Origin of the sequence: Bacillus sp. M13(2017) (assembly GCF_002218325.1) — a bacterium.
GTDB classification, from domain to species: domain Bacteria; phylum Bacillota; class Bacilli; order Bacillales; family Bacillaceae_G; genus Bacillus_A; species Bacillus_A thuringiensis_K.
The window spans coordinates 103,563-128,032 of record NZ_KZ268508.1 but is presented as its reverse complement, the minus strand read 5'-3'; the positions used below and the strand labels follow the sequence as shown (position 1 = coordinate 128,032).

Below are 24,470 nucleotides of genomic sequence, written 5' to 3'. Positions count from 1 at the left end.
CTCAAAGGCAGGTTCCATATTACCTTTTTAAGAATCTTTCAGCCTGACGGATTCTCTCTCTGCTAAAAAGGTTGAACATGTACTAATCCTTTTTCATCGTTATAACGAAATAAATTTGTTGATTATCATAATACAAATTCTTTTTTTAAACAATAGCTAATTTTCTTATTTTTATATATTCTTTTCATTTTTTGCAGTTTTATACGTAGCTTTTCCGCGTAATTTTCACAAGTTGATGTGCAATCATACCGATAAGTGTACCAAGTAGGACGAAGAAACCAATAAATCCATATCCCATTCCTTCCCACCCACCAATGACCATCATTGTAACAGGAAAGGACGCTAAACAAAGAAGTATTAAACTAAGTGCAAATATAATATCAAACTGTTTGTCTGGAAACCGTTTCTTTAGTAAATATGAAATAGCAAATACAAGGATAATTGTGATTCCGCCAATGATGTAAAAGATACCAAATCCATCTAACAAATCCATAGTGTTTCCTCCTTCCATAGATTCCCTTATACTTAATTATATGTTTAATTTTTCTGAAAATAAATAATAAATTTTCACCTAAAAATATATTTTTATTACTAGGTATTAATAGTAATATATAATAATAGGTTTTATATAATCAGGAGGGAACTTTATGGATAAAGCATTAACAAACCACGTCATTATTTTATCATTCGACTGTTTATCAGCTTTAGATTTTCCTATACTACAAAAACTACCTCATTTCCAATCTCTAATAAAAAAGGGCACGATTGTCGAAAAAGTAGAACCAATTTATCCTTCTGTAACATATCCAAGCCACTCAACAATCGTAACTGGTAATTACCCTAACAAGCACGGTGTTGTTAGCAATACGTTACTTCAACCAGGGCGTGAATCACCTGATTGGCATTGGTATCGAAAATCAATAAAAGGAACAACATTGTATGATGAAGCGCGCAAAGCAAATTTAACGACAGCTGCCCTTCTATGGCCTGTTACTGGAAGAGCGAACATCGATTACAATTTACCAGAAATTTTTCCAAATAGACCTTGGCAAAATCAAGTGTTAGTTTCCTTATTTAGCGGTAGCCCACTATATCAATTAGATTTAAATCGTCGTTTCGGCCATATAAGAAATGGTTTATCACAACCAGAGCTGGATGATTTCGTCCTCGCCTCTGCTGTGCATACAATCCAGACGAAAAAGCCTAATGTCATGTTCGTACATTTCACCGATCTAGACACACAAAGACACTATCACGGCTTTGAATCTAACGAAACAATAGCTGCTATCCAGAGGCACGACGGACGTCTAGGGAAAATTATTCAAGCACTAAAAGAAAGTGACCTATACGAAGAAAGTACAATTATTGCCCTTGGTGATCATAGCGCTTTAAGTGAAAACAAATCCATCCAATTAAATGTGCTATTCCATCAAAGAGGACTTATATCTCTTAATAAAAAAGGAAAATTAGTAGACTGGAAAGCCTATTGCCAAAGTTGCGACGGCTCTGCCTATGTATATGTAAAGGACAAAAATGATACGGATACAATTCGGGAGGTACAACTACTCCTTGAAGAACTACTTCAAAATAAACAAAACGGAATTGAATTTATACTTCATGATGAAGCTGCCAAAGACTGCGGTGCAGACGGTAATTGTTTATTCATGTTAGAAGCACGAGAAGGGTATTATTTCACTGAAAACTATACAGGAGATTTTATAAAAGAAATTACTGAAAAAGATGTTACGCCTAGTAAAAAATATACATTTGGTACGCATGGATACTCTCCAACAAAACCTAACTATGAAACAATTTTTATCGCTGCTGGGAAAGGAATAAAAAGTGGCGTTACCGTCCCGTATATGAGACTTATTGATGAAGGTCCAACTATCGCTAGACTACTCGGTTTACACTTAGGTGAAACAGACGGAGCAATTGTAGAGGATTTACTCCAATTGTAAAGAACTGTGTATATATGTAAAAGTTATGTAAAATTCATCACTGCTTCTCTTTTTATAATTTTTATTTTTGTACACTGTTAGTAACACAAATTTAAGGGGGAACATTATATGAAAAAAATGTCCAGACAAGAAAAAAGCTGGATATTATACGATTGGGCGAACTCGGTATATTCGCTCGTCATTACAACTGCATTATTTCCAATTTACTTTAAAGCAGCTGCAAAAGAAGCTGGACTATCCGGGGCAACTTCAACAGCATATTGGGGATATGCAAACTCGTTCGCAACACTTTTAATTTCTATACTTGCTCCTATTCTCGGCACAGTTGCTGATTATAAAGGATTTAAAAAACGATTTTTCACATTCTTCTTTGGACTCGGTATCGTATTTACAAGTATGTTAGCAGTCGTTCCAACATCTCAGTGGTACTTATTATTAGGATGCTATATGCTCGCCTTAGTCGGTTTTGCTGGAGCAAACATTTTTTATGATGCATTTTTAGTAGATGTCACTTCTGAAGATAGAATGGACCGAATTTCTACAAGAGGATTTGCATTAGGTTATATCGGGAGTACAATTCCTTTTATCGGTTGTATCGCTCTTATTATTCTTTCTCAAAAAGGAACTATCCCTTTATCTGTTGGTATTGCTAGTCAAATTTCATTTGCGATAACAGCTCTTTGGTGGGGGTTATTTACAATTCCAATGCTAAAAAACGTAGAGCAAACGCACTATATTGAACGTCACCCTAGACCAATTACAATGAGCTTCAAACGCCTTGCTGCTACTTTTAAAAATATTAAAGAATATAAAACTGTATTTATGTTTCTAATCGCTTACTTTTTCTATATTGACGGAGTCGATACAATTATTACTATGTCTACCGCTTACGGAACCGATCTCGGTATTAGTGCAACTAATCTATTAATCATATTATTTGTAACACAAATTGTCGCTTGTCCATTTGCTTTATTATACGGAAAATTATCAGCAACATTCACAGGTAAAAAAATGCTATATGTCGGTATCATTATTTATATCATCATTTGCATATATGCTTATTTCTTAAAAACGACACTTGATTTTTGGATTTTAGCAATGTTAGTTGCTACATCTCAAGGTGGTATTCAAGCACTAAGTCGTTCATACTTTGCAAAACTAGTACCAAAAGAATCTGCTAATGAATTCTTCGGATTTTATAATATATTTGGGAAGTTTGCCGCAATTATGGGTCCGGTATTAGTCGGTGTTACAACGCAATTAACAGGAAAAACAAACGCTGGTGTTCTTAGTATTATTGTTCTGTTTATTATAGGAGGATTCTTACTAACTAGAGTTCCAGAAAATAACACATCCGTTACACCACCTAGTCAAAAGACTAAAACGCTATAAGAAAAGATCCTCTTCTCATAAGAAGAGAATCTTTTTTATTTTTAAAGGTGCGCCTTATAATGAACGACTCTACTGCTTGTACAAAAATAATTTATCAACAGTTGTTCCTAATACTTCAGCTAAACGGAATGCTAACGCTAAACTTGGATCATATTTATTATTCTCAATTGCATTTATCGTTTGTCTAGAAACCTTACATTTATCAGCTAATGCGCCTTGTGAAATATTATTTTCAGTGCGTAATTCATAGATTTGATTTTTCACACCATTGCTCCTAACCTGTAAAATCGTTTTTACAACATCAGTATATAATTGGCTCATATAGTTGTCAAAAGTTCCTCAAAGAAAAAGGGAGCAATATTGCTCCCTTACAATAGTTATTTCGAAGCTAACGAATTTGTTAGTGCCTCTTTATTAGCAACATCTTCTTTTTTTATTTGCATACGTAGAACTGGCCCTATCGCTAATAAAATAAGTGCCATTGCTATACAAAACACAGTAACTAGTGAAGTTAGTTCCTTTAATCCTCCAGCTAGTGAAGTTCCAATTAGCATTGCCCCCATAAACAGTGGTAAAATCGTCCCATTTACTCTTCCAACCATATTTTCTGGTACAAGTTGAATCATAAGCGTACCGACAACAATATTAACACAAGCTAAACAAATACCTGTTCCAAACCTCATGAAACTAGTAATCCAAAATGATGTAGATAGCCCTTCTACTAAAAATGACATTGCTAATATGCCCATACCGAATACAAACATCTTTTTCGGATTCACTTTTGAAGCGAAAATTGCAGCAACAATACCACCAATTAACATACCTATTCCATCAGCTGCAGCTAAATATTGAACTGCTTCCTTTTCCATTCCAAGGCGCTCTATTACAAGAAATACCTCTAATGGAGTTGTTAATCCAACAGCTAAGCCTATAATGGTGAAAGTGATCGTAATCATACGTAAATTTTTCGTATGAAGAACATACTTCCAACCTTCTTTTATATCATTTTTTAATGAATCTCTCGCCACTTGCTCTTTTTCAACCCATTTTGGTAAGAATGAAAGGGCGATAGCAGATAACAAAAATAAAATGATTAAGCTATATAGTGACGTAAATAAACCAAGTTGTGTATACACAAGCGATCCTACCACTGGTCCAAAAATCAGAAATAATGACTGTAATGTTTGGTTAAATGCAATCGCATTTGCTACCTCTTCTTCTTTTACATAGCGCTTAAATATACGCGAAGATGAGGGCTGAGAAAACTGACCTACAATCGCGGAAATGAGTGTTGCAAAAAATATAGCCTGCCAATAATCCATTTTTAACAACAAGACAATTCCTATAATAGACAGTACACTTAATACATCTCCAGCGACCATTGTTCTTTTCGGATTCCAGCGATCAGCTAGCGCACCACCGATAAACGAGAAAATAAAAATAGGTGCATATTCCATAACTGATAACAACGAAACAGAAACTGGATCATTATTCGTTCGCTCCATTATAAAATACAAAAGAGCCATATTTCTGATCCAAATTGCAAATTGTTGTAAAATATCAGACGCCATAACGAGCATAAATGCTCGGTTTTTAAATAAAGCGTTCATTTTCATTCCCCTTTCACAAACCGACCGTTCGGTCTAATTTATTTTGTAAGAAAAGCAACTGACCTATTATTCAGCTGCCATTCCTTTTAACAATACATCTATTGCCTTTTTATAAATACGTTTCAGCTCTTTATAATCTAATTCGTAGTAAAGCACTCCAAGTCCTGATAATAATCCGTTCACAATATACATAAGATCACGAGTATTATCTTCACGGAACTCTCCAGACTGTATACCTACTTCAATTAATTTCTCAAACATAACATATGATTCTCTAGTTAAAGCTAACAGTTCATCCAGAATCTCTTTACTTACAACTTGGCTCATAGAGAATTCCTCTATTGCATTTGAAATTGGTTGCTGTATGTCCTCTACATGATATTCCGCGAGACCATATAGTTTTTCAGTACTAGTGCTATACAACTTCTCTTTTTCATTCCATTTTTCAATCCAATCATACGTATGCTGTTTCACTACAAATAAAAATAATTCTTCTTTACTTTTAAAGTGATAATAAATACTTCCTTTACTTCGCTCTGTAATTTCACAAATCTCTTCCATAGATGTAGCTGCGTAGCCCTTCTGTGAAAATAGACTTTCTGCTTTATATGCAATTTCTTTCTTTATCTCTTCTGCGCTTCTTCTCATATTCACACCTCTTTAAACCGACCGTTCAGTCTAATAATAACAAATCAAAAACCTCTATCGCAAGAGGCTATATTCCTTATTTAAGAAAACGTACTTTCAAACCAAGTTCGAATCATATGTATGGTTCCAAATTTAAATGCTAATTTAACAAGAAATACGCCTCCCGCAGCTAATAAAAATAACACTACTTTCCCCTTATTTTTCACTTTCGGTTCCCTTTTCATTTCCATTCCCCTTAGTATGTTAAAAATATTAATCAAACGTTTGTTTAACTGTGTTTATGCATATGTAAGCCGACTAATCAAACGTTTGTTTAAAAAGAAATACGCCTATATAAGGCGCATTTTCATCAATCACCACCGCCACCGCAGCTTCCTCCGCTATCTCCCCCAAAAGACCCTCCACAATCATGTGAGCCGCCATCATGCGAGCTATCATTATCAGATCCAGCAAAGAAAAATAATGGTGATGAGCTGTTAGATGAATTATGAATGTTATTTTGTTTTGTAAGATTTACCTTCTTTTTGTTCGATCGAACTGCTGTTACGATTATTCCAACTACAACAAATAATAGTATGACAATAATAAATTCCATATAAAAGCCTCCCTTATTCCTCGAATAATTGAATGGTTCTTTCTAGATTTTCAAGTGAAATGAAGCGTGATTCACGAAGAATTTCTTTTCCATTATGAAATAATAAAATTGTTGGCCCTGTAAATACTCCATATCGCCCCGCAATCTCTTGCATATCTTGTAGTAATATCTCTATTTTCTCTACGTAATCATAATTCTCTAATACGCAATTTACTTTTCTTAGCATAACATCACAAACACCACAATTTTCCGTTTTAATAAACAGAAGTACCAATTGTTGTTCTTTGATATAGGTCGCTAATTCTTCTATCGTTTTAAATGTATTCATCTTATCCCTCTCAGCGTAATTTACGAAATACTTTGTCTTAATACATACGAAAAGCTGAACTATCTTTAATCTTTCTCTTTTCCATTGCCTGCTGAAAACGCAGAGTTTTTGCTGTTAACTCTTCTCGTAATTTCTTTCTCTCTTCTTCATCATAACAGCAAGCAATTAGATCCTCTATTTTTAATATATCTTTTTGTAGTTCCATTTCTGGTGGAATCATTCCCGCATTTTTTAAAATTTTATAACTCATTCTAAGTTCTGGAGGTACCATTGAAAGATCTTCTAATTGTAGTGGTTTTCCTTTTCCCGGAAGATAATCAAGATCACCATTCCGTATTGCTTGTCGAATTTTTTCTTCAGCAATGTTCAAAAACACATCCACACTATTCCCTCCTTTACATATTTTTACTATTATTTTACATGATATTTCCTTATCTTTCTACGTCTTTAATAATTGGCTCTATACAATTTTTTCTCAAATTTATTTATAATGAGCTTTTTCCTCCCATACCGATTTTTCGTTTTCATATATAGTTTGTATTCAAGCCTTTTTGTATTGAGAAAGTCTTTTTCAACTTAATAAAGCGTTTACACTAAATCTTACATTTGTTACGATTTAATCACCCCCAGCTCCCTTGTATAGACTTCGTGATGTCTGATCATTTTATCTAGACGTTTCACACGTCTAGATTCATTTTGATTTATTGGCGTATGCCTTTAAATATATCTTTTATTTTGAAAGGAGAAATGGCTATGAGGTCTCAAAAATTCACACTGCTATTACTATCCATACTACTTTTCTTACCTCTTTTTCTCACAAATTTTATTACTCCAAATCTCGCATTAGCAGATTCACCAAAGCAAAGTCAAAAAATTGTTGGGTACTTTCCTTCGTGGGGGGTTTACGGACGTAATTATCAAGTTGCTGACATTGATGCATCAAAACTTACTCACCTTAACTATGCTTTCGCGGATATTTGTTGGAATGGAAAACATGGAAACCCTTCTACTCATCCTGATAATCCAAATAAACAAACGTGGAACTGTAAAGAATCTGGTGTACCATTGCAAAATAAAGAGGTTCCTAATGGTACTCTCGTACTCGGGGAACCATGGGCTGATGTTACCAAATCGTATCCTGGCTCAGGGACAACTTGGGAAGATTGCGATAAATATGCCCGTTGCGGAAATTTCGGTGAACTAAAACGATTAAAAGCTAAATATCCTCACTTAAAAACAATTATTTCCGTTGGTGGCTGGACTTGGTCTAACCGCTTTTCTGATATGGCCGCTGATGAAAAAACAAGAAAAGTATTTGCTGACTCTACAGTAGCTTTTCTTCGCGCATATGGGTTTGATGGCGTAGATTTAGACTGGGAATATCCGGGCGTTGAAACGATTCCTGGTGGTAGTTATCGTCCTGAAGATAAACAAAATTTCACTCTCCTTCTTCAAGACGTCCGAAATGCTTTGAATAAAGCAGGTGCTGAAGATGGCAAACAATATTTACTAACAATCGCTTCAGGCGCAAGCCAACGCTACGCTGATCATACAGAGCTAAAGAAAATTTCTCAAATACTCGATTGGATTAATATTATGACATATGATTTCCACGGCGGATGGGAAGCTACTTCTAATCATAATGCAGCTCTATATAAGGATCCAAATGACCCAGCAGCAAATACGAATTTTTACGTAGATGGTGCTATAAATGTTTATACAAATGAAGGTGTTCCAGTCGATAAACTAGTATTAGGCGTACCCTTTTACGGACGTGGCTGGAAAAGTTGTGGCAAGGAAAATAACGGACAATATCAACCTTGCAAACCAGGTAGTGATGGGAAACTTGCTTCTAAAGGTACTTGGGATGATTATTCTACCGGTGACACGGGTGTGTATGATTACGGTGATTTAGCAGCCAATTACGTTAATAAAAATGGTTTTGTACGCTACTGGAATGACACAGCTAAAGTACCTTATTTATATAATGCAACTACAGGCACATTTATTAGCTACGATGACAATGAATCTATGAAATACAAAACAGACTATATAAAGACGAAAGGTTTAAGTGGAGCAATGTTTTGGGAACTAAGCGGAGATTGCCGTACAAGTCCAAAATATAGTTGCAGTGGTCCAAAATTACTTGATACGCTAGTAAAAGAATTACTTGGTGGACCTATTAGTCAAAAAGATACTGAGCCACCAACGAATGTTAAAAACATTGTAGTTACGAATAAAAATTCAAATTCAGTTCAATTAAACTGGACTGCATCTACTGATAACGTAGGAGTTACGGAATATGAAATTACTGCTGGAGAAGAGAAATGGAGTACAACAACAAATAGCATTACAATTAAAAACTTAAAACCTAATACAGAATACACATTTTCAGTAATTGCCAAAGATGCTGCTGGAAATAAATCACAACCTACCGCTCTTACTGTCAAAACGGATGAAGCTAATACGACACCTCCTGATGGAAATGGCACTGCTACATTTTCAGTCACTTCGAATTGGGGCAGCGGTTATAACTTCTCGATTATAATCAAAAATAATGGAACGACTCCTATTAAAAATTGGAAATTAGAATTTGATTATAGCGGCAATTTAACACAAGTTTGGGATTCTAAAATTAGTAGTAAAACAAATAACCATTATGTAATTACGAACGCAGGATGGAATGGCGAAATTCCTCCTAGTGGATCTATTACAATTGGCGGTGCAGGAACGGGTAATCCTGCCGAACTTTTAAATGCCGTAATTAGCGAAAACTAGACGTAATATCCATTAATTCTTTCACTAAAGTTTGAATTTAGGTTTGAGCAATACATCCTAAATTCAAACTTTTAATTTTATGAAAAAATCAAAAAATAAAATAAACTATTATAATTATATTTAGTTTCTATATGAAGTTTATATGAAGTTCATTTGAATTTTAAATGAATTCCCTTTAATTTCTATTGTCTTCCTATAATATCCATATTATCCTTTACATATAGGAATTATTTTTATTCCATTTTGAACTATCTATATATATAAAGAAAGATAGTCATCTGTTAGGGAAAGGCTTTCGTATTATTATAAATATAACAAAAGAAAAAGCACGCTTATAAGCGCACCATAAGAGTGCTTCTTCATACAATTCTCATGTAAGAGTTCTCGAAAATCATGTTAATCACAAAGAAAAGGCATTAGCCCATAAAAGCTAATGCCTTTTCTTTATTCATATTGTTCAGCATTCCAATCTTCTATATTCCATACTTTTGTTATCCACGATTCATAGAAAGAAGGTTCATGTGAGACAATTAAAACCGTTCCTTTGTATTGTTGTAACGCTTCCTGTAAAGCCATCTTAGTTTCTACATCCAAATGATTAGTCGGTTCGTCTAAAATTAAAACATCAGCTTTTTCTATTTTTTCATATAAGGAGCTAACACACTTAAAATCTCTTCTTTATCCTTTTTTAATTCGAGTGATGTTAACATATCCATCGTTCTCGGCCTAGGTAATTTCACTTGTACCTCGCCAACTATTGACGCTGGTCTTTGAGATAAAATAAATACACGGTCAGACAGCAAGATTGCCTCATCTAAGTCATGTGTCACCATAACGATTGTTTGCTTCTCTTGATGCCAAGAGTTTAAAAGCCAGCTATGTACTTCCATTTTTGTAAATGCATCTAACTTTCCAAAAGGCTCATCAAGCAGCATAATTGGCTTTTCACATAAATAGGTGCGCAGAAAACTAATTCTTTGACGCATACCACCAGACAATTCATCTGGATAATGGTCTGCATATTCATCTAGTTCGAACTGCTTTAATGCTTCCATTCCTTCTGTCAGTCTTTGTTTTTTCGGCTTTCCTTCAATTTCTAACGGAAGAACGATATTTTGCAAAGCTGATCGCCACGGTAGTAATAAATCTTGTTGTGGCATATAACTAACAACATCTTGCTCTTGTACTTGCTTATCGTTATACGTTACGTTCCCGCTTGTTGGTTTTTCAACATTTGCAATCATGTTTAATAATGTGCTTTTCCCGCAACCACTCGGGCCTACAAAGGAGACAAACTCTCCCTCTTGTATAGAGGCACTAATCTTCTCTAGTACATTCTTTCCATCGAAAGATTTCACTATATTTTTTATTTGTAATCCGCTCATTTTTCACTTGGAAGGAATTCATTTGTAAAAGCATCTTTTACATCGATTTTCTTTTTAATAACTTTGTTGTCATATAAGAAATTCATGTAATTCGTCCAAATTTCTTCCTTCTGTACTCCCCATGCTTTAGCATCATCTTGATACTTCGTACTTAACCATTTTTGGCTTTCTTGAACTAAATCTTTATTTACATCTGGAACAGCTTTAATTAAAATATCAGCAGCTTCTTTCGGTTCCTTAATTGCAAAATTATAACCTTCTGTTGTTGCACTCATAAACTTTTTCACAAAGTCTTTATCTTGCTTCGTATGTTTTTCACTCGTAATAATAACAGGACTATAGAAATCAAGCGCTGGGTCTAAGTCTTTTACCATAATCGTATTTAACTCTTTTCCTTGGCGCTTCGCTTCAATTCCATCCCATCCGTAATAAATCCATTCAAAGTCTGCATCACGGCCGATTGATTTAAAGAAATCGGTTTGTCCTAAGATGATTTTTTCAACTTTATTAAAATCAGCTTGATGCTTATCCATAATCGTCTTTAATGTCGCTTCTTCTGCTGGTCCTCCCCAGCCGCCGTAACGTTTACCTTCAAAATCTTTCGGTGACGTCATATTATCTTTCTTAAGTGATGCAAATGCTGAAGTGTTATGCTGAATAATCGCTCCGACAGATACAACAGGAATCCCTTCCACACGAGCCAACGTTACATTTTCTTGTGCGCTTATTGCGAAGTCAGCTTTTCCTGATGCTATCATTTGCTCTGCTGTTACATTGTCACCCGGTTGAATAATTTCTACATCTAATCCTTGCTTTTTGTAATAATCTTTCGTTTGTGCTACATATAAGCCAGTATGATTCGTATTTGGAAACCAATCTAATACTACTTTTACTTTTTGATCTTTACTTTTACTTTCTTCTTTCTTCGCCGGATTACATCCAGCCACGCCTACCGCTACTAAGGCAGCTAACATAACTTTCAAACCTTTTTTCATTTTCTGCCGTCCTTTCTATATATCCATGGTGCTGTTATTCTTGCCATAAACTCTACGATAAAATACAGGCACAATGTCACCATAACGATGATTGCTGCAACACCAAATACTCGGGCAGTCAAAAAGGATTTTGTAGCCCTCGTAAGCATAACGCCTAATCCTTCACTTGCACCGAGCCATTCTCCGATAATTGCCCCCATTACGCTATATGTAACTGCAATTTTTAAACCTGAGAAAAAGTATGGGAGCACTGCTGGAAATTTTACTTTCTGGTAAACTTGCCATTTCGTCGCCTTCATTGTTTGTAACAGTTTCAGCATATTTTTATCTACTGTTTGAAAACCTTCTAAAATACTAAGCGCAATTGGGAAGAAACAAACGAGTATTACGACCATTACTTTCGGCAACATCCCATATCCAAACCAAATAATAAATAGCGGTGCAAGTACAACAATTGGAATTGTTTGCGAAATAACGAGCAATGGATTTATTAAAATACGAAATAACGGTATAACGTCCATAATAATTGCGATGCTCGTCCCCAATAAAATTGCAAAGAATAGTCCAATTATAACTTCCTGCAGTGTTTGCATCGTATTTGGTAATAGTAAATCTTTCATCCCAATTAATTCTTGAACAATGGCAGAAGGCTTTGGTAAAATCCACGGTTCGATTTTAAATAATGAAACAGATCCTTCCCATATCGCAATGAGAAGGATAAGCCAAATAGTTGTAATAAGTTTAGATTGCTTCTGGTTTTGCATATTCATCACGGTACTTCCAAACCTTTTCATCTATCGTTACACCAGTGCTTGGACGATAATGGATTTTAATAGAAGTAATCACTTCTTCTGCTCCAGCATCGACGCAAGCTTGTTGTGCACGTTTAACGACATCAAGAAGTACATCTAATTCTCCTTCCAAAGTTGTTTCCATTGCCCCTACTTCATAACGAACTCCCGATTGTTGCACAACTTCAATTGCTTTATCGACAACAGAATATACATCTTTCGTTTTCGCTTGTGGTACTACTGAAAATGACATTGTAACTTGTTGTGACATAATAAAATCCCCCTTATAAAATTAAATTTCAAAAATAAGAAAAGGCTTTCCTACTGCGTAGGAAAGCCTTGTATGCAAGTTATTATAGAATAACATATGCTACATCACTTTAAGTAACTCCCTACGCTGGCATTATCCAGATCAGGTTGAGGGTCGATGTTTACTTACATCCTCTCAGCCAATTGGCTCCCCGGTCCTTAATTCGTTTTCATTGTAGCATGATTTATTTTATTGAACAAACAAAAGCATGCATAATCATTTCATTATTTTTGGAAAATATCCAACTTTTTCACCATAAGCTAATAACTGCTGTATAAATTCTTTATTAATTGCTGGTACTTTCAATTCTTTTTTCTTAATCCATTCATTCGTTCTACGCGTACCCATTACAATTTCAGATTGCTGTGCTCCATCTCCTGCAACTTGAGAAGCAATTAACTCTGCTATTACTTCATTTCCCTTTGCTAATTCCAGTCCGGCATTTTCATATTCTGAAAGTGGAACCATTTCAAGATTGTATCCACACTCTCCAATTAGCTGTATAAATTGTTCAAACTCAATTTGATGTGGATGACAAATATGTAACGTCTCTCCTACAATTTGCGCATCTTGTAAATACGATACAATTGATTTACTAGCAAAATCAATTGGTGTGAAATCAACTTTCCACTTCACATTTGGTGCTTTCCCAATTAATAGCATTGTTTTAATAAGACGATAAAATGCGTTTCCTTCAATATTTTGTTGGAACGAACCTGTTTCTGAATGACATGCTAAATTACCTGCACGATAAATATTTCCACGCAAACCATTTTTCATTGCTTCACGAACAATGTTTTCCGCTTGTAGTTTACTATTTGAATATACATTCTCTAAGTCTACACTGTAATTAAAATCACCAGTTTTCATGTATGTATCCCATTGATCTACCGCTAATTCTAACGGGATACCAATTGTAGAAATAAAATGGAATGTAGCGCCTTTTTCCGCTAATGCTAGCATACGGCTAGTCCCTTGTACATTTATATTTTCAAATTGTTTTACATCTCCAAAATGTCTTACATCTGCACCGCAATGAATTATCGTATCCATCTTAGAACTGATGAACATAAATTCTTCTTCGCTCATCCCAAGATACTCTTCTCCTAGATCGCCAGCTACGGCCTGTATACGCTGTAACCATTCTTCACATATATCATTAAAATAGCCTGTTAATGTATCTATAATTCTTTGCTGCACATCTTTGGTTGGTCTTACTAAACAATAAATAGTAGCAGATGTATCTCTTAGCAATTCATATAATATGTGTGATCCTAAATAACCAGTAGCTCCTGTTAAAAAGACATTTGAAATCTGTTTTTCTTCAAAAACGTTTGCATACGTAATAGTATCTGGTTCGTGAATTACTTTATATTCCCGAAATACTTCTTCTTTCTCTACTTTTACTTCTCGCTCAATTCGAGCTAATCCATATATCGTTCTTTCTTTAAAGAAATCTTGAATTGTTAAATGCGAGAAGTCTTCTTTTAACAATGTTAATACTCGTAATACTTTCAATGAGTGTCCACCAATTGTAAAGAAATCATCATGCACTCCAATTTTTGAAATTCCTAATACTTCCGCCCAAGCATTCGCTATTTGCTTCTCTGCTTTATTAGAAGGTGCAACATATTCTTGTAGACGAAGCGGTTCATACTTTTCTTCTAACTGGGCTAACTTTTTAACATCAATCTTTTTATTAGGTGTAAGTGGTAATTCATTAATATAAATTAGTTTAGATGGCACCATATAATCTGGTAACTGCTCTTGTAACTGATAAACTAATTCTGGTATTTCTTTTTTATTTAAAGTTGTATAGAACGCGATTAAATATTGGCTACCTTCCTTACTCTTCTTAGCAAAAACAGCATTTTCTTTTATATTATGATTTTGAGAAATTTTACTTTGGATTTCTCCTAGTTCAATACGATGTCCTCTAATTTTTACTTGATCATCTTTCCGATGTAAAAACTCTATATTTCCATCCTCTAGCAACTTAACGATATCACCTGTTTTATATATATTAACTATAGGATTAAAAGGGTTCGGAATAAAAGCTTCAATTGTTTTATTAGGTTTATTAAAATACCCTTTTGCTAATCCTACTGAATCTATATATAATTCACCAGGTACACCAATTGGACAAAGATTCATATTCTCATCCAAAATCATAACTTGATAATTAGCACATGGTTTACCAATGGGAATACTCGCAACATCCTCATTTAACTGACTAGGTATTTTATAGGTTGTCGTCACTACAGTACATTCTGTCGGTCCGTATACATTATGAATTTCAACATTTGTACCTATTCTTTCTCTCCACAATTTAATAACCTCTACAGGCAACATTTCACCGCCAATCGCAATTCTTTTTAGGGAAGCTAGCTTATATATATCTTCTTCTGCTAAATACGTTGCTACTTGTCGAACAAAAATTGTTGCTAATGCCAAGATCGAAGTTGCTTTCACTTTATAGATTGCATGTGCAAATGCTTCTACAGACAATCGCTCTTCCTCTAATAATACATACAAGTTTCCTCCACAGAATAAAGAAGCAAATGACTCCCATACAGAGGCATCGAAACTAAAGGAAGGAAATTGGGCAAATACATCCTCTTCTGTCAATTCATATTGCTTTTTCATCCAAGTATACAGATTAACAACGCCTCTATGTGCTAACATCGTTCCCTTTGGATTCCCTGTTGAACCAGATGTATAAATCATATAAGCTACATCATCACAATGAATAGACAACTTTACATCTATATCTTCACAAGTTTCACTATCATAAATTGAAACAGTTTGAACTCCATCACATGTTATAGGCGTCTCTTTCATCAATATAACTTTCGCTTGGCTATCTTGAATAATGTACTGTATTCTACTTTCGGGATAATCTGGATCAATTGGAACATACGCTGCACCAGCTTTTAATATAGCTACCATACTTACTACTGTGTCTATGCTACGTTTCATAAATATTCCAACATAGTCTCCTAATCGCACGCCGTTTTTAATTAACATATGAGCTATTTGATTACTTTTTTTATTTAACTCCTCATAAGTTAAAGTACCTTCCCTTGAAGATAAAGCTATACGATTTGGAAATTGAGTAACAGTATTATAGAACATATCGACGATACTTTTCTCAGGATATACCGCTGTCGTATCATTCACTTGACTATAAAGTGCCATCTCGGCCTCTGTAATAATATTAAAATGTTTTATGCGTTTATTATTATTTTGTGATTTATCAATTAAAACACCTTGTATTTGTTGTGCATAACGAGTAATCGTTGTCTCTTTCCAATTAACACTATTAAATATTATTTCTACACTTTGCATATTTTTACTAAATACAAATTGTAATGTATTCGCATCTTGTAGCTCATAATATGTTTCACCAATAATAATAGGTGACATTTCATATAATTTCTTACCATTTTGAAACTCTTCTATTTCTTCCGCATTTATTTCTTTAATTTGTTCCAGTTGCTCTTCAATCTGTAGATTCAAACTTTCATAGGAAAGAAAATTAGAAACTTCAATAGTAATCGGAAATAAACTTCCTCTTACATGATAAAACACGACAATATGTTTTTCTTTAGAAATATGATATAACCACGTTGCAGTCGCTCCTATTAAATCTACAATATGAGTCAAATTTAGAAACAGTTCCGTTTTTCTTTTCATTCTAATTTCTTTTCCTTGCACATCTTTAGGTATTGTAATATTTCCTTCTACTTTTCCTAAAAATTCTTTTACCATCTCATTATAAGAAATCGCTAATTTCATATTTATGTAAATTCCTCTCTCAAATATAATAAAGGTGTGAAAATTCACACCTTTTTCATCCCTTATTAACGGGCAGATTCGTTCAATTCATAATCAAAGGGGGATCCCCCTTTGATTAGAATTGATCTTTCTTCTTATTCACTTTTAAACTCACCAATTAGCTCTTGTAATTCCTGAGAAAGCCAACTTAAAGAAGTCGCTAATTCTGCAATATCTTGTACTGATATTTCTTGCTCTTTCATGCTTTCTTCAACATTACTACTGCTGTTGGCATAAGTATTTGCAATATGCGATAATTCATTTACAACTTGAACAATATTTTGGCTATTTTGTAAAATGTCACTCGAATTACCAGAAACAGCTTTTACTTGATCTGTAACAGATTGCGCTGATTTTGAAATTTTTTCAAAGAAATCTCCACTACTTTGAACAAGTGAAATTCCAGTTTCTACTTCTTTTGAACCTTTTTGCATGGAAACTACAGCATCTTCTGTCTCAGCTTGTGTTTCACCAATTAATTTCGCTATATCTTTTGCAGACGCTTCAGTTTGTTCTGCTAATTTTCGTACTTCATCAGCAACAACCGCAAACCCTCTTCCAGCTGCTCCAGCACGTGAAGCCTCAATAGAAGCATTTAAAGCTAATAGATTTGTTTGATTTGAAATACCTGTAATTACAGTTACGATATCACTAATTTCTTTTGACCTTGTTTCTAACGAATAAATGATGGAAGATAAATCTTGTACTGCATTTTGGATTAAACTCATTTGATTAATAATTTGTCCAATCACTTCATTACCTTCAATTGAATGTTGCTCCATACCTTCAGAAGCAACTGCAACTTGTTTTGCAGCCCCAGTTATCTCTTCTACCTTATCTTCCATTCCATGTACAATTCCTAAACATTGTTGTACTGACGTTTTTTGAGACTGTGCCCCTACTCTTAAACCTTCAATAGAACTTGCAATCTCTTGAACTGCCATGCTATTTTCCTCTGTACTCGCTGACAACTCTTGCGAAGAAGAAGAAACTTGCTCAGCAGTTTGCCTTACTTTATCTATAATCCCTTTAAATTTTTCAATCGTGTTATTGAAATAAACATTAATAATTCCAATATCATCTGGTCTTTCTTTTAATTTAATACTTAAGTCTCCTTCACCAATTTTACGTAACCCTTCTCGTAAATCTTTTAATGGAGCTAGCGAGTGACGCACGATAAAGAATTGAGTAATAGTCGCAATTGCTAATGAAATAATGATAAAGAGTAAGCCCTGTATCATAAACTTCTCTTTTGTAATAGGAACAATGGAAGCATCTAGGTCAGCCGCAATAATTGCAACAATATTGTTTTCTCCATCCGTAATTGGTTCTAATATTGTCACCCACGAACCTATTTCATCTTCATATACTTCTGTCATTTGTGCCTTTTTCGTATCAATCACTTTATCGTATGCCTTCATCCAATGAGCGGGTTGTTCATAATAATCTCCCGTCTTTATAGGGAATGCATTTGTTAACTCTGTAGTCAAACCAACGAGTTTTAATTCTCGCTTTTCATTCGGCTTTGCTCCTGTAACATACGTTTGTCCAACACTTTTCAATTCTTTTGAAACTTCATCTAATTTCTCTGTTAACTTTTCTTTTTTCACTTTTTCGGCTGTAGGATCTTTCGCCATGTCTCTAACTAACTCTAAATCCAATTTTTTTAATACTATTTCTCCTGTTTCAATAGACTGCCTTTCAAATAAAGACATCATACTATTTTGAAACATGTTGAAACTTAACGCACCCATACTTCCAACAAGCGTCAAAATAACTAGTACGGTTAATAAGACGTTCTTTTGAAGGAACGATAACTTATGCCAATATTTTTTCATTAATATCCACCTTCCTTAACTAACATAAACAAAAAAACAAAATATATGAATATTTTGTTTAAAAATGTTTCTCAATATGTTCGAGAATAAAAAAAAGCCAATGTAAAAGCATTGGCAAAGACCAACCCTATCCGTCCGGTAACTGGCTAGCATAGCCTTTCGACCTTAGCTCCTGTAGTTTTGCGTCCTCATGTTTCCATCAGTTTGCCTTTCTCGCTGAACGAGTTGAACGATATGGGAGTTCTATGAGAATTAATTTATTCTCTTTCAAAGATTACAACATATAAATCAAAATGTCTACTTATTTAGAGATATAAATACAAATTTTTAACGCATTGTTTTTTCAAAATAATTTCAAAAAGTACGTGAATGTTACTTTTTTTGTGTTATATAATAAAAAATGTATTAATAACAAGGATTTCTTCGGGTATTTATTTAATTTTCATTCAAATTAAACTATTCGAATATATCTTAACTAATGAATTTCGGAGGTAGTTTATCATGTTTTGGCTACAATTTCTTACCTTGTTACTCTGTATTTTTATTGGTGCACGCCTAGGCGGAGTTGGTTTAGGAGTAATGGGTGGAGTTGGTATGGCAATACTCGTTTTTGTCTTCCACTTACAACCTACCGCGCCTCCTATCGATGTAATGCTTATGATTTTGGCAGTAATTACAGCTGCTGGTGCTTTGCAAGCTGCTGGAGGAATGGACTATCTTGTTCATCTAGCTGAAAAAGCATTACGAAAAAATCCAAAGCGTATTACTTTTTTTGCTCCAATTGTTACTTATTTATTCACACTATGTGCAGGTACTGGTCACGTTGCCTATTCTGTACTTCCTGTTATTGCAGAAGTCTCTCGTGAATCAGGGATTAGACCGGAACGCCCAATGTCGATTGCCGTAATCGCTTCTCAACAAGCAATTACAGCTAGTCCAATTTCAGCTGCCACAGTTGCTCTTTTAGCAATGTTAGCTGACTATAAAATCACTTTATTAGATATTTTAAAAGTGAGTATTCCTTCTACTTTCATTGCTTGTATGTTAGCAGCATTTGTTGCTAGTAAGATGGGAAAAGAATTAAATGAAGACCCTGAATACTTAAAACGATTAAACGAAGGAATGATTCCTAAACTTGAAGAGAAAAAAGAATTTGTAGGTGTAAAGGGCGCCAAATTATCAGTTATCCTTTTCCTTGTAGGAACCTTCCTTGTTGTACTTCTTGGTTCATTTGAAGCACTTCGTCCAGGATGGATAGTTGATGGGAAGTTAGCTCGTCTTTCCATGCCGAACACAATTGAGATGGTTATGTTAACTATCGCGGCCCTTATTATTATTTTCTGTAAACCAAATGTAGAAAGCATTGTATCTGGTAACGTCTTTAAAGCAGGAGCAACAGCAGTTGTTGCTATTTTCGGTATCGCTTGGATGGGAGATACTTTCTTTAACGGAAACTTAAATATGATTCAAGGATCCATTCAGCATTTAGTAACAAGTGCACCATGGCTATTTGCTATCGCATTATTCATTCTATCTATTTTACTGTACAGCCAAGCAGCAACAGTTCGTGCCTTAATGCCACTTGGACTATCTCTTGGTATTCCGCCAGCATTACTGATTGCTATGTTCCCTGCAGTGAACGGATACTTCTTCATTCCAAACTATGGAACAATCGTTGCTGCCATTAACTTCGACCGCACTGGTACAACAGGTATCGGTAAATACGTATTAAATCATAGTTTTATGATTCCGGGCCTAATTGCAACATTTACTTCTATCGGAATTGGAATGCTCTTAATTTCAATTATGTTTTAAAGAAAAAGCACAAACCTTTATTTAAAAAGGTTTGTGCTTTTTTAATCAAATATTTGTTTAAATTTTGGGGCAGTCTATTTCTCCATGTAGCACTTAAAATACTACACGTCCTTCCCTACAAACTTCTCTTTACTTCTTCAGCTAATTTTCTCGTACTTTCATACGCAGATTCAGCTAAGCTAATTGCTGAAATAACTGAAACACCGTCCGCACCCGCTTCTATAACTGCCACTGTATTTTCAATTGTAATCCCACCAATACCAACGATTGGCACTGTAATTCCTTGTTCTCTAAAATAAGCTAATCCTTTCGTTCCTTGAACCGCTTTCGTATCTTTTTTCGTACTCGTTGGGAAAATAGGTCCAACACCTAAATAATCTGCTCCGTTTTCGATTGCAAAGCGTGCTTCTTCAATTGTATGAGCAGATACGCCGATAATTTTATCTCCCATTTTTTCACGAACAGATGTAATTCCTTCATCATCTTGTCCTACATGAACACCATCTGCATCTAATTCAATGGCTAATTCTACATCATCATTTACAATGAAAGGAACACTATATTCCTTACAAAGCGCCTGCAATTCTTTTGCAAAACGCACTCTTTCTTCTCCAATTAAAGCCCCTTCTCCCTTTTCACGAAATTGAAAAAGTGTCACTCCACCATCTAATGCTTCTTTCAATACAGATAAAGGATCCTTCGCGCAATTATTACTTCCCATAATAAAATACACCTGTAATAACTTAGACATTTTCTTTGTTTCAATGCGCATCGTGTGTTTCCTCCCCCTTACTTTAACTCCTCAATCTTCCCATACTTCTCAATATCATCAGAAGTAGTATTCGCTAACTGATTTAAAAATTCAATTTGGAAACTACCAGGTCCTTTTTCTACCGTTTTAGCCGCTGCTAGTTCCGCTGCTACTCCATAAAATGTTAATGCAGCTACTGCTGCTTTTACATAATCTTTTTCTACTGCTACAAATGCTCCTATTACCGAAGTTAGTAAACAACCTGTTCCCGTAACTTTCGTTAAAATAGGGTGACCGTTTCGAATAACAATAGTTCTCTCTCCATCTGTAACAACATCTTCTTTTCCAGTAATAACCGCAACTGTATTTAATTCGTCTGCTGCCTGCCTTGCAATACTTACAACATTGCCATGTCCAGTACCAGCGTCTACCCCTTTAATTTCCCATTTCTCATTAATAACATTTGCTATTTCAGCTGCATTTCCGCGGATAATTGCTAAATCGATTTCAGCCGGAATATGTCTCGCAACTTCTGTTCGATACGAAGTTGCTCCTGCACCAACTGGATCAAATAGTACTGGCACATTGTTCGCATTTGCTGATTTACCTGCGAGTAACATCGCTTCTACTTCTTCAGGACGAAGTGTCCCCATATTTAATACTAACGCTCCAGCAATGCTAGCCATTTCTGCTACTTCTTCTTTTGCATACGCCATTACAGGCGATGCCCCAAGTGCCAACAAACCGTTAGCAGTAAAATTTGTTACAACAACATTTGTAATATTATGAATGAGCGGATTAGATTCTCTCACCAAATCCACTACTTTACTAATTTCTTTCATATTCATCCTTTTCATCTCCTAACTATAATGATGGGAGATACACAAAAAGACACTTTGCGCGTACGCAAAGTGCCTGAACATGTGCTTTTACACTCTCCCTACGCTGGCATTATCCAACAGGTTCAAATGGTCAATGACGGACTAGTCATACTCTCAGTTTGCATCCACAAACTCCCATGTGCTTATTATTCATCTACTTCAAAGTCTACTCTTATTCTAGTAAAATAACAAGTTCTTTACTTTTCTATTTAATATAGAAGCAACTGATAAAGTGAAACTTTAATCAGTTGGGGTTTTCTTCACTCCATTAAAAACAGCTCAAATATGGAGCGAAACTGAATCTCAAGAAGATGTATGCTATATTTAACTTATGGAAATTTGAAAGGATGTTTTTAATATGTCAAAAAGCGTTGTAATCGCTGAAAAACCTTCCGTTGCACGAGATATTGCTCGTGTACTGAAGTGTGATAAAAAAGGAAACGGCTATCTTGAGGGTAGTAAATATATTGTAACTTGGGCTTTAGGCCATCTTGTTACATTAGCTGATCCAGAAAGCTATGATGTGAAATATAAAAAGTGGAATTTAGAAGATTTACCGATGCTACCTGAGCGTTTGAAATTAACGGTTATTAAACAAACTGGTAAACAATTTAATGCTGTAAAAAGTCAGCTACTTAGAAAAGATGTAAATGAAATTATTGTAGCAACAGACGCTGGACGTGAAGGGGAATTAGTCGCACGCTGGATTATCGATAAAGTTAAGATAAATAAACCAATCAAACGTTTATGGATTTCTTCTGTAACCGATAAAGCAATTAAAGATGGTTTTGCAAATTTAAAACCAGGTAAAGCCTATGACAATTTATACGCTTCAGCAGTTGCGCGTTCAGAAGCTGACTGGTATATCGGTCTTAATGCAACTCGTGCTTTAACGACTCGCTTTAATGCCCAGTTAAATTGTGGCCGTGTGCAAACCCCTACTGTTGCTATGATTGCTAGTCACGAGGATGAAATAAAGAACTTCAAAGCACAAACTTACTACGGCATCGAAGCTCAAACAATGGAGAAGCTCAAACTTACTTGGCAAGATGCAAATGGCAATAGCCGTAGTTTTAATAAAGAAAAAATCGATGGTATTGTAAAAAGTTTAGATAAACAAAATGCTACTGTTGTGGAAATTGATAAGAAACAGAAGAAGTCATTCTCTCCTGGTCTTTACGATTTAACTGAATTGCAACGTGATGCAAATAAAAAGTTCGGTTACTCTGCTAAAGAAACATTAAATATTATGCAAAAATTGTATGAACAGCATAAAGTGCTAACGTACCCTCGTACAGATTCACGCTACATTTCATCTGATATCGTTGGAACACTTCCAGAACGTCTAAAAGCATGTGGTGTTGGAGAATACCGTCCCTTCGCACATAAAGTATTACAAAAGCCTATCAAACCTAACAAATCATTTGTTGATGATAGTAAAGTAAGCGATCATCATGCGATTATTCCAACAGAAGGATACGTTAACTTCTCAGCATTCACAGATAAAGAACGCAAAATTTATGATTTAGTTGTAAAACGTTTCTTAGCTGTTTTATTCCCAGCATTCGAATATGAGCAACTAACATTACGTACCAAAGTTGGTAGTGAAACGTTCATTGCACGCGGAAAAACGATTTTACATGCTGGTTGGAAGGAAGTATACGAAAATCGATTTGAAGACGATGATGTAACTGATGACGTAAAAGAGCAGATTCTACCTCACATTGAAAAGGGCGATACATTAACTGTAAAGTTACTTATGCAAACATCAGGCCAAACGAAAGCACCTGCACGCTTTAATGAAGCAACTTTACTTTCAGCAATGGAGAATCCTACAAAATATATGGATACGCAAAATAAACAACTTGCTGATATGTTAAAATCAACTGGTGGATTAGGTACTGTAGCGACACGTGCAGATATTATCGACAAACTTTTCAATTCTTTCTTAATTGAAAAACGTGGTAAAGATATTCACATTACATCAAAAGGTCGTCAATTACTTGATTTAGTACCAGAAGAATTAAAATCACCTACACTAACTGGTGAATGGGAACAAAAACTTGAGGCAATTGCAAAAGGAAAATTAAAGAAAGAAGTATTCATTTCGGAAATGAAGAACTATACGAAAGAAATTGTTTCTGAAATTAAATCGAGTGATAAAAAATATAAACATGACAATATTTCAACGAAGTCTTGTCCAGATTGCGGTAAACCAATGCTAGAAGTAAACGGCAAAAAGGGAAAAATGCTCGTATGCCAAGATCGTGAATGTGGTCATCGTAAAAATGTATCTCGTACAACAAACGCTCGCTGTCCGCAATGTAAAAAGAAACTAGAATTACGTGGTGAGGGTGCAGGCCAAATTTTCGCATGTAAATGTGGCTATCGCGAGAAATTATCAACATTCCAAGAGCGACGTAAAAAAGAATCTGGAAACAAAGCCGATAAACGCGACGTTCAAAAATATATGAAACAACAGAAAAAAGAAGAAGAACCATTAAATAACCCATTCGCAGAAGCATTAAAAAAATTAAAATTTGATTAAACAAAAA

At 34.9% G+C, this 24,470-nt stretch carries 21 protein-coding genes, 1 pseudogene, 3 riboswitches and 1 other annotated feature (1 of these 26 only partly in view); of the genes and pseudogenes, 5 read left to right on the top strand and 17 right to left on the bottom strand.

The genetic code is table 11. The features are described from left to right. Positions 1–106 (bottom strand) — a binding site (T-box leader) (it extends 101 nt beyond the left edge of the window). A 93-nt stretch (positions 107–199) separates the two neighbouring features. Next, on the bottom strand, positions 200–493 hold the full coding sequence (locus tag CGQ22_RS20010; protein ID WP_060629394.1) for a YesK-like family protein: 294 nt from the start codon (positions 491–493) through the stop codon (positions 200–202). A 154-nt stretch (positions 494–647) separates the two neighbouring features. On the opposite strand from CGQ22_RS20010, the gene CGQ22_RS20005 reads away from it, so the two are divergent. Next, the gene (locus CGQ22_RS20005; protein WP_074593395.1) at positions 648–1,961 is read left to right on the top strand and encodes an alkaline phosphatase family protein; all 1,314 of its coding nucleotides are present in this window, start codon (positions 648–650) and stop codon (positions 1,959–1,961) included. A 108-nt stretch (positions 1,962–2,069) separates the two neighbouring features. Next, complete coding sequence (locus tag CGQ22_RS20000) at positions 2,070–3,353, top strand: MFS transporter (protein ID WP_000738827.1); 1,284 nt, start codon at positions 2,070–2,072, stop codon at positions 3,351–3,353. 69 nt (positions 3,354–3,422) lie between these two features. Here the strand turns inward: CGQ22_RS20000 and CGQ22_RS19995 are convergent, their stop codons facing one another. From CGQ22_RS19995 to CGQ22_RS19965, 7 genes are all read right to left on the bottom strand, one after another. Further along, positions 3,423–3,674: a helix-turn-helix transcriptional regulator gene (locus CGQ22_RS19995; RefSeq protein WP_002023181.1), complete on the bottom strand. Its 252-nt coding sequence runs from the start codon at positions 3,672–3,674 to the stop codon at positions 3,423–3,425. 56 nt (positions 3,675–3,730) lie between these two features. After that, complete coding sequence (locus CGQ22_RS19990; RefSeq protein WP_000992571.1) at positions 3,731–4,963, bottom strand: MFS transporter; 1,233 nt, start codon at positions 4,961–4,963, stop codon at positions 3,731–3,733. A 66-nt stretch (positions 4,964–5,029) separates the two neighbouring features. Beyond that, positions 5,030–5,611, bottom strand: coding sequence for a TetR/AcrR family transcriptional regulator (locus CGQ22_RS19985; protein WP_001254434.1), 582 nt, complete (start codon positions 5,609–5,611; stop codon positions 5,030–5,032). 80 nt (positions 5,612–5,691) lie between these two features. Further along, a complete protein-coding gene (locus CGQ22_RS19980; RefSeq protein WP_000817981.1) occupies positions 5,692–5,835 on the bottom strand; it encodes a hypothetical protein in 144 nt (47 codons plus the stop codon). Between the two features lie 125 nt (positions 5,836–5,960). Beyond that, positions 5,961–6,206, bottom strand: coding sequence for a hypothetical protein (locus CGQ22_RS19975; RefSeq protein WP_000394364.1), 246 nt, complete (start codon positions 6,204–6,206; stop codon positions 5,961–5,963). Between the two features lie 13 nt (positions 6,207–6,219). After that, positions 6,220–6,534 (bottom strand): thioredoxin family protein, encoded by a 315-nt coding sequence (locus tag CGQ22_RS19970; protein WP_001091339.1) that lies wholly within the window; start codon positions 6,532–6,534, stop codon positions 6,220–6,222. Positions 6,535–6,571: 37 nt separating this feature from the next. Next, positions 6,572–6,916, bottom strand: a complete 345-nt coding sequence (locus CGQ22_RS19965; RefSeq protein ID WP_000382373.1) for a DnaJ family domain-containing protein — start codon at positions 6,914–6,916, stop codon at positions 6,572–6,574. Positions 6,917–7,287: 371 nt separating this feature from the next. Here CGQ22_RS19965 and CGQ22_RS19955 point away from each other — a divergent pair, with 371 nt between their 5' ends. After that, complete coding sequence (locus CGQ22_RS19955) at positions 7,288–9,312, top strand: glycosyl hydrolase family 18 protein (protein ID WP_001257470.1); 2,025 nt, start codon at positions 7,288–7,290, stop codon at positions 9,310–9,312. Between the two features lie 444 nt (positions 9,313–9,756). Here the strand turns inward: CGQ22_RS19955 and CGQ22_RS19950 are convergent. The 7 genes and pseudogenes from CGQ22_RS19950 to CGQ22_RS19920 all read right to left on the bottom strand — a co-directional run. Next, positions 9,757–9,951: pseudogene (locus tag CGQ22_RS19950) on the bottom strand (P-loop NTPase family protein); the annotation flags it as partial. After that, entirely contained in the window at positions 9,948–10,697 is a 750-nt protein-coding gene (locus CGQ22_RS19945; RefSeq protein ID WP_000016076.1) for an ABC transporter ATP-binding protein, read from the bottom strand. The gene CGQ22_RS19945 and the pseudogene CGQ22_RS19950, both read right to left, overlap by 4 nt. Further along, positions 10,694–11,692 carry an ABC transporter substrate-binding protein gene (locus CGQ22_RS19940; RefSeq protein ID WP_000715577.1) on the bottom strand — a complete coding sequence of 333 codons (999 nt, stop codon included), beginning with the start codon at positions 11,690–11,692 and terminating at the stop codon, positions 10,694–10,696. Before CGQ22_RS19940 ends, CGQ22_RS19945 begins: the two co-directional genes overlap by 4 nt. Then, a complete protein-coding gene (locus CGQ22_RS19935) occupies positions 11,689–12,462 on the bottom strand; it encodes an ABC transporter permease (RefSeq protein ID WP_001057166.1) in 774 nt (257 codons plus the stop codon). Before CGQ22_RS19935 ends, CGQ22_RS19940 begins: the two co-directional genes overlap by 4 nt. Then, positions 12,434–12,754, bottom strand: a complete 321-nt coding sequence (locus CGQ22_RS19930; RefSeq protein ID WP_000082906.1) for an MTH1187 family thiamine-binding protein — start codon at positions 12,752–12,754, stop codon at positions 12,434–12,436. Before CGQ22_RS19930 ends, CGQ22_RS19935 begins: the two co-directional genes overlap by 29 nt. 101 nt (positions 12,755–12,855) lie before the next feature. Next, positions 12,856–12,957: riboswitch (TPP riboswitch) on the bottom strand. Between the two features lie 52 nt (positions 12,958–13,009). Beyond that, a complete protein-coding gene (locus tag CGQ22_RS19925; protein ID WP_000761455.1) occupies positions 13,010–16,591 on the bottom strand; it encodes a non-ribosomal peptide synthetase family protein in 3,582 nt (1,193 codons plus the stop codon). Positions 16,592–16,725: 134 nt separating this feature from the next. Next, positions 16,726–18,468, bottom strand: a complete 1,743-nt coding sequence (locus CGQ22_RS19920) for a methyl-accepting chemotaxis protein (protein WP_000761074.1) — start codon at positions 18,466–18,468, stop codon at positions 16,726–16,728. 134 nt (positions 18,469–18,602) lie between these two features. Then, a riboswitch (cyclic di-GMP riboswitch) is annotated at positions 18,603–18,687 on the bottom strand. A 282-nt stretch (positions 18,688–18,969) separates the two neighbouring features. On the opposite strand from CGQ22_RS19920, the gene CGQ22_RS19915 reads away from it, so the two are divergent. Next, positions 18,970–20,283 (top strand): anaerobic C4-dicarboxylate transporter family protein, encoded by a 1,314-nt coding sequence (locus CGQ22_RS19915; protein WP_000498707.1) that lies wholly within the window; start codon positions 18,970–18,972, stop codon positions 20,281–20,283. A gap of 115 nt (positions 20,284–20,398) precedes the next feature. Here CGQ22_RS19915 and thiE read toward each other — a convergent pair whose 3' ends face one another. Continuing rightward, complete coding sequence (gene thiE / locus CGQ22_RS19910) at positions 20,399–21,055, bottom strand: thiamine phosphate synthase (protein ID WP_001217745.1); 657 nt, start codon at positions 21,053–21,055, stop codon at positions 20,399–20,401. 17 nt (positions 21,056–21,072) lie between these two features. Then, on the bottom strand, positions 21,073–21,882 hold the full coding sequence (thiM, locus tag CGQ22_RS19905; RefSeq protein ID WP_089149211.1) for a hydroxyethylthiazole kinase: 810 nt from the start codon (positions 21,880–21,882) through the stop codon (positions 21,073–21,075). A gap of 72 nt (positions 21,883–21,954) precedes the next feature. Next, positions 21,955–22,064, bottom strand: a riboswitch (TPP riboswitch). Between the two features lie 209 nt (positions 22,065–22,273). Here thiM and topB point away from each other — a divergent pair. Beyond that, positions 22,274–24,463 carry a DNA topoisomerase III gene (gene topB, locus CGQ22_RS19900; RefSeq protein WP_089149210.1) on the top strand — a complete coding sequence of 730 codons (2,190 nt, stop codon included), beginning with the start codon at positions 22,274–22,276 and terminating at the stop codon, positions 24,461–24,463. The last annotated feature ends 7 nt before the right edge of the window (positions 24,464–24,470 follow it).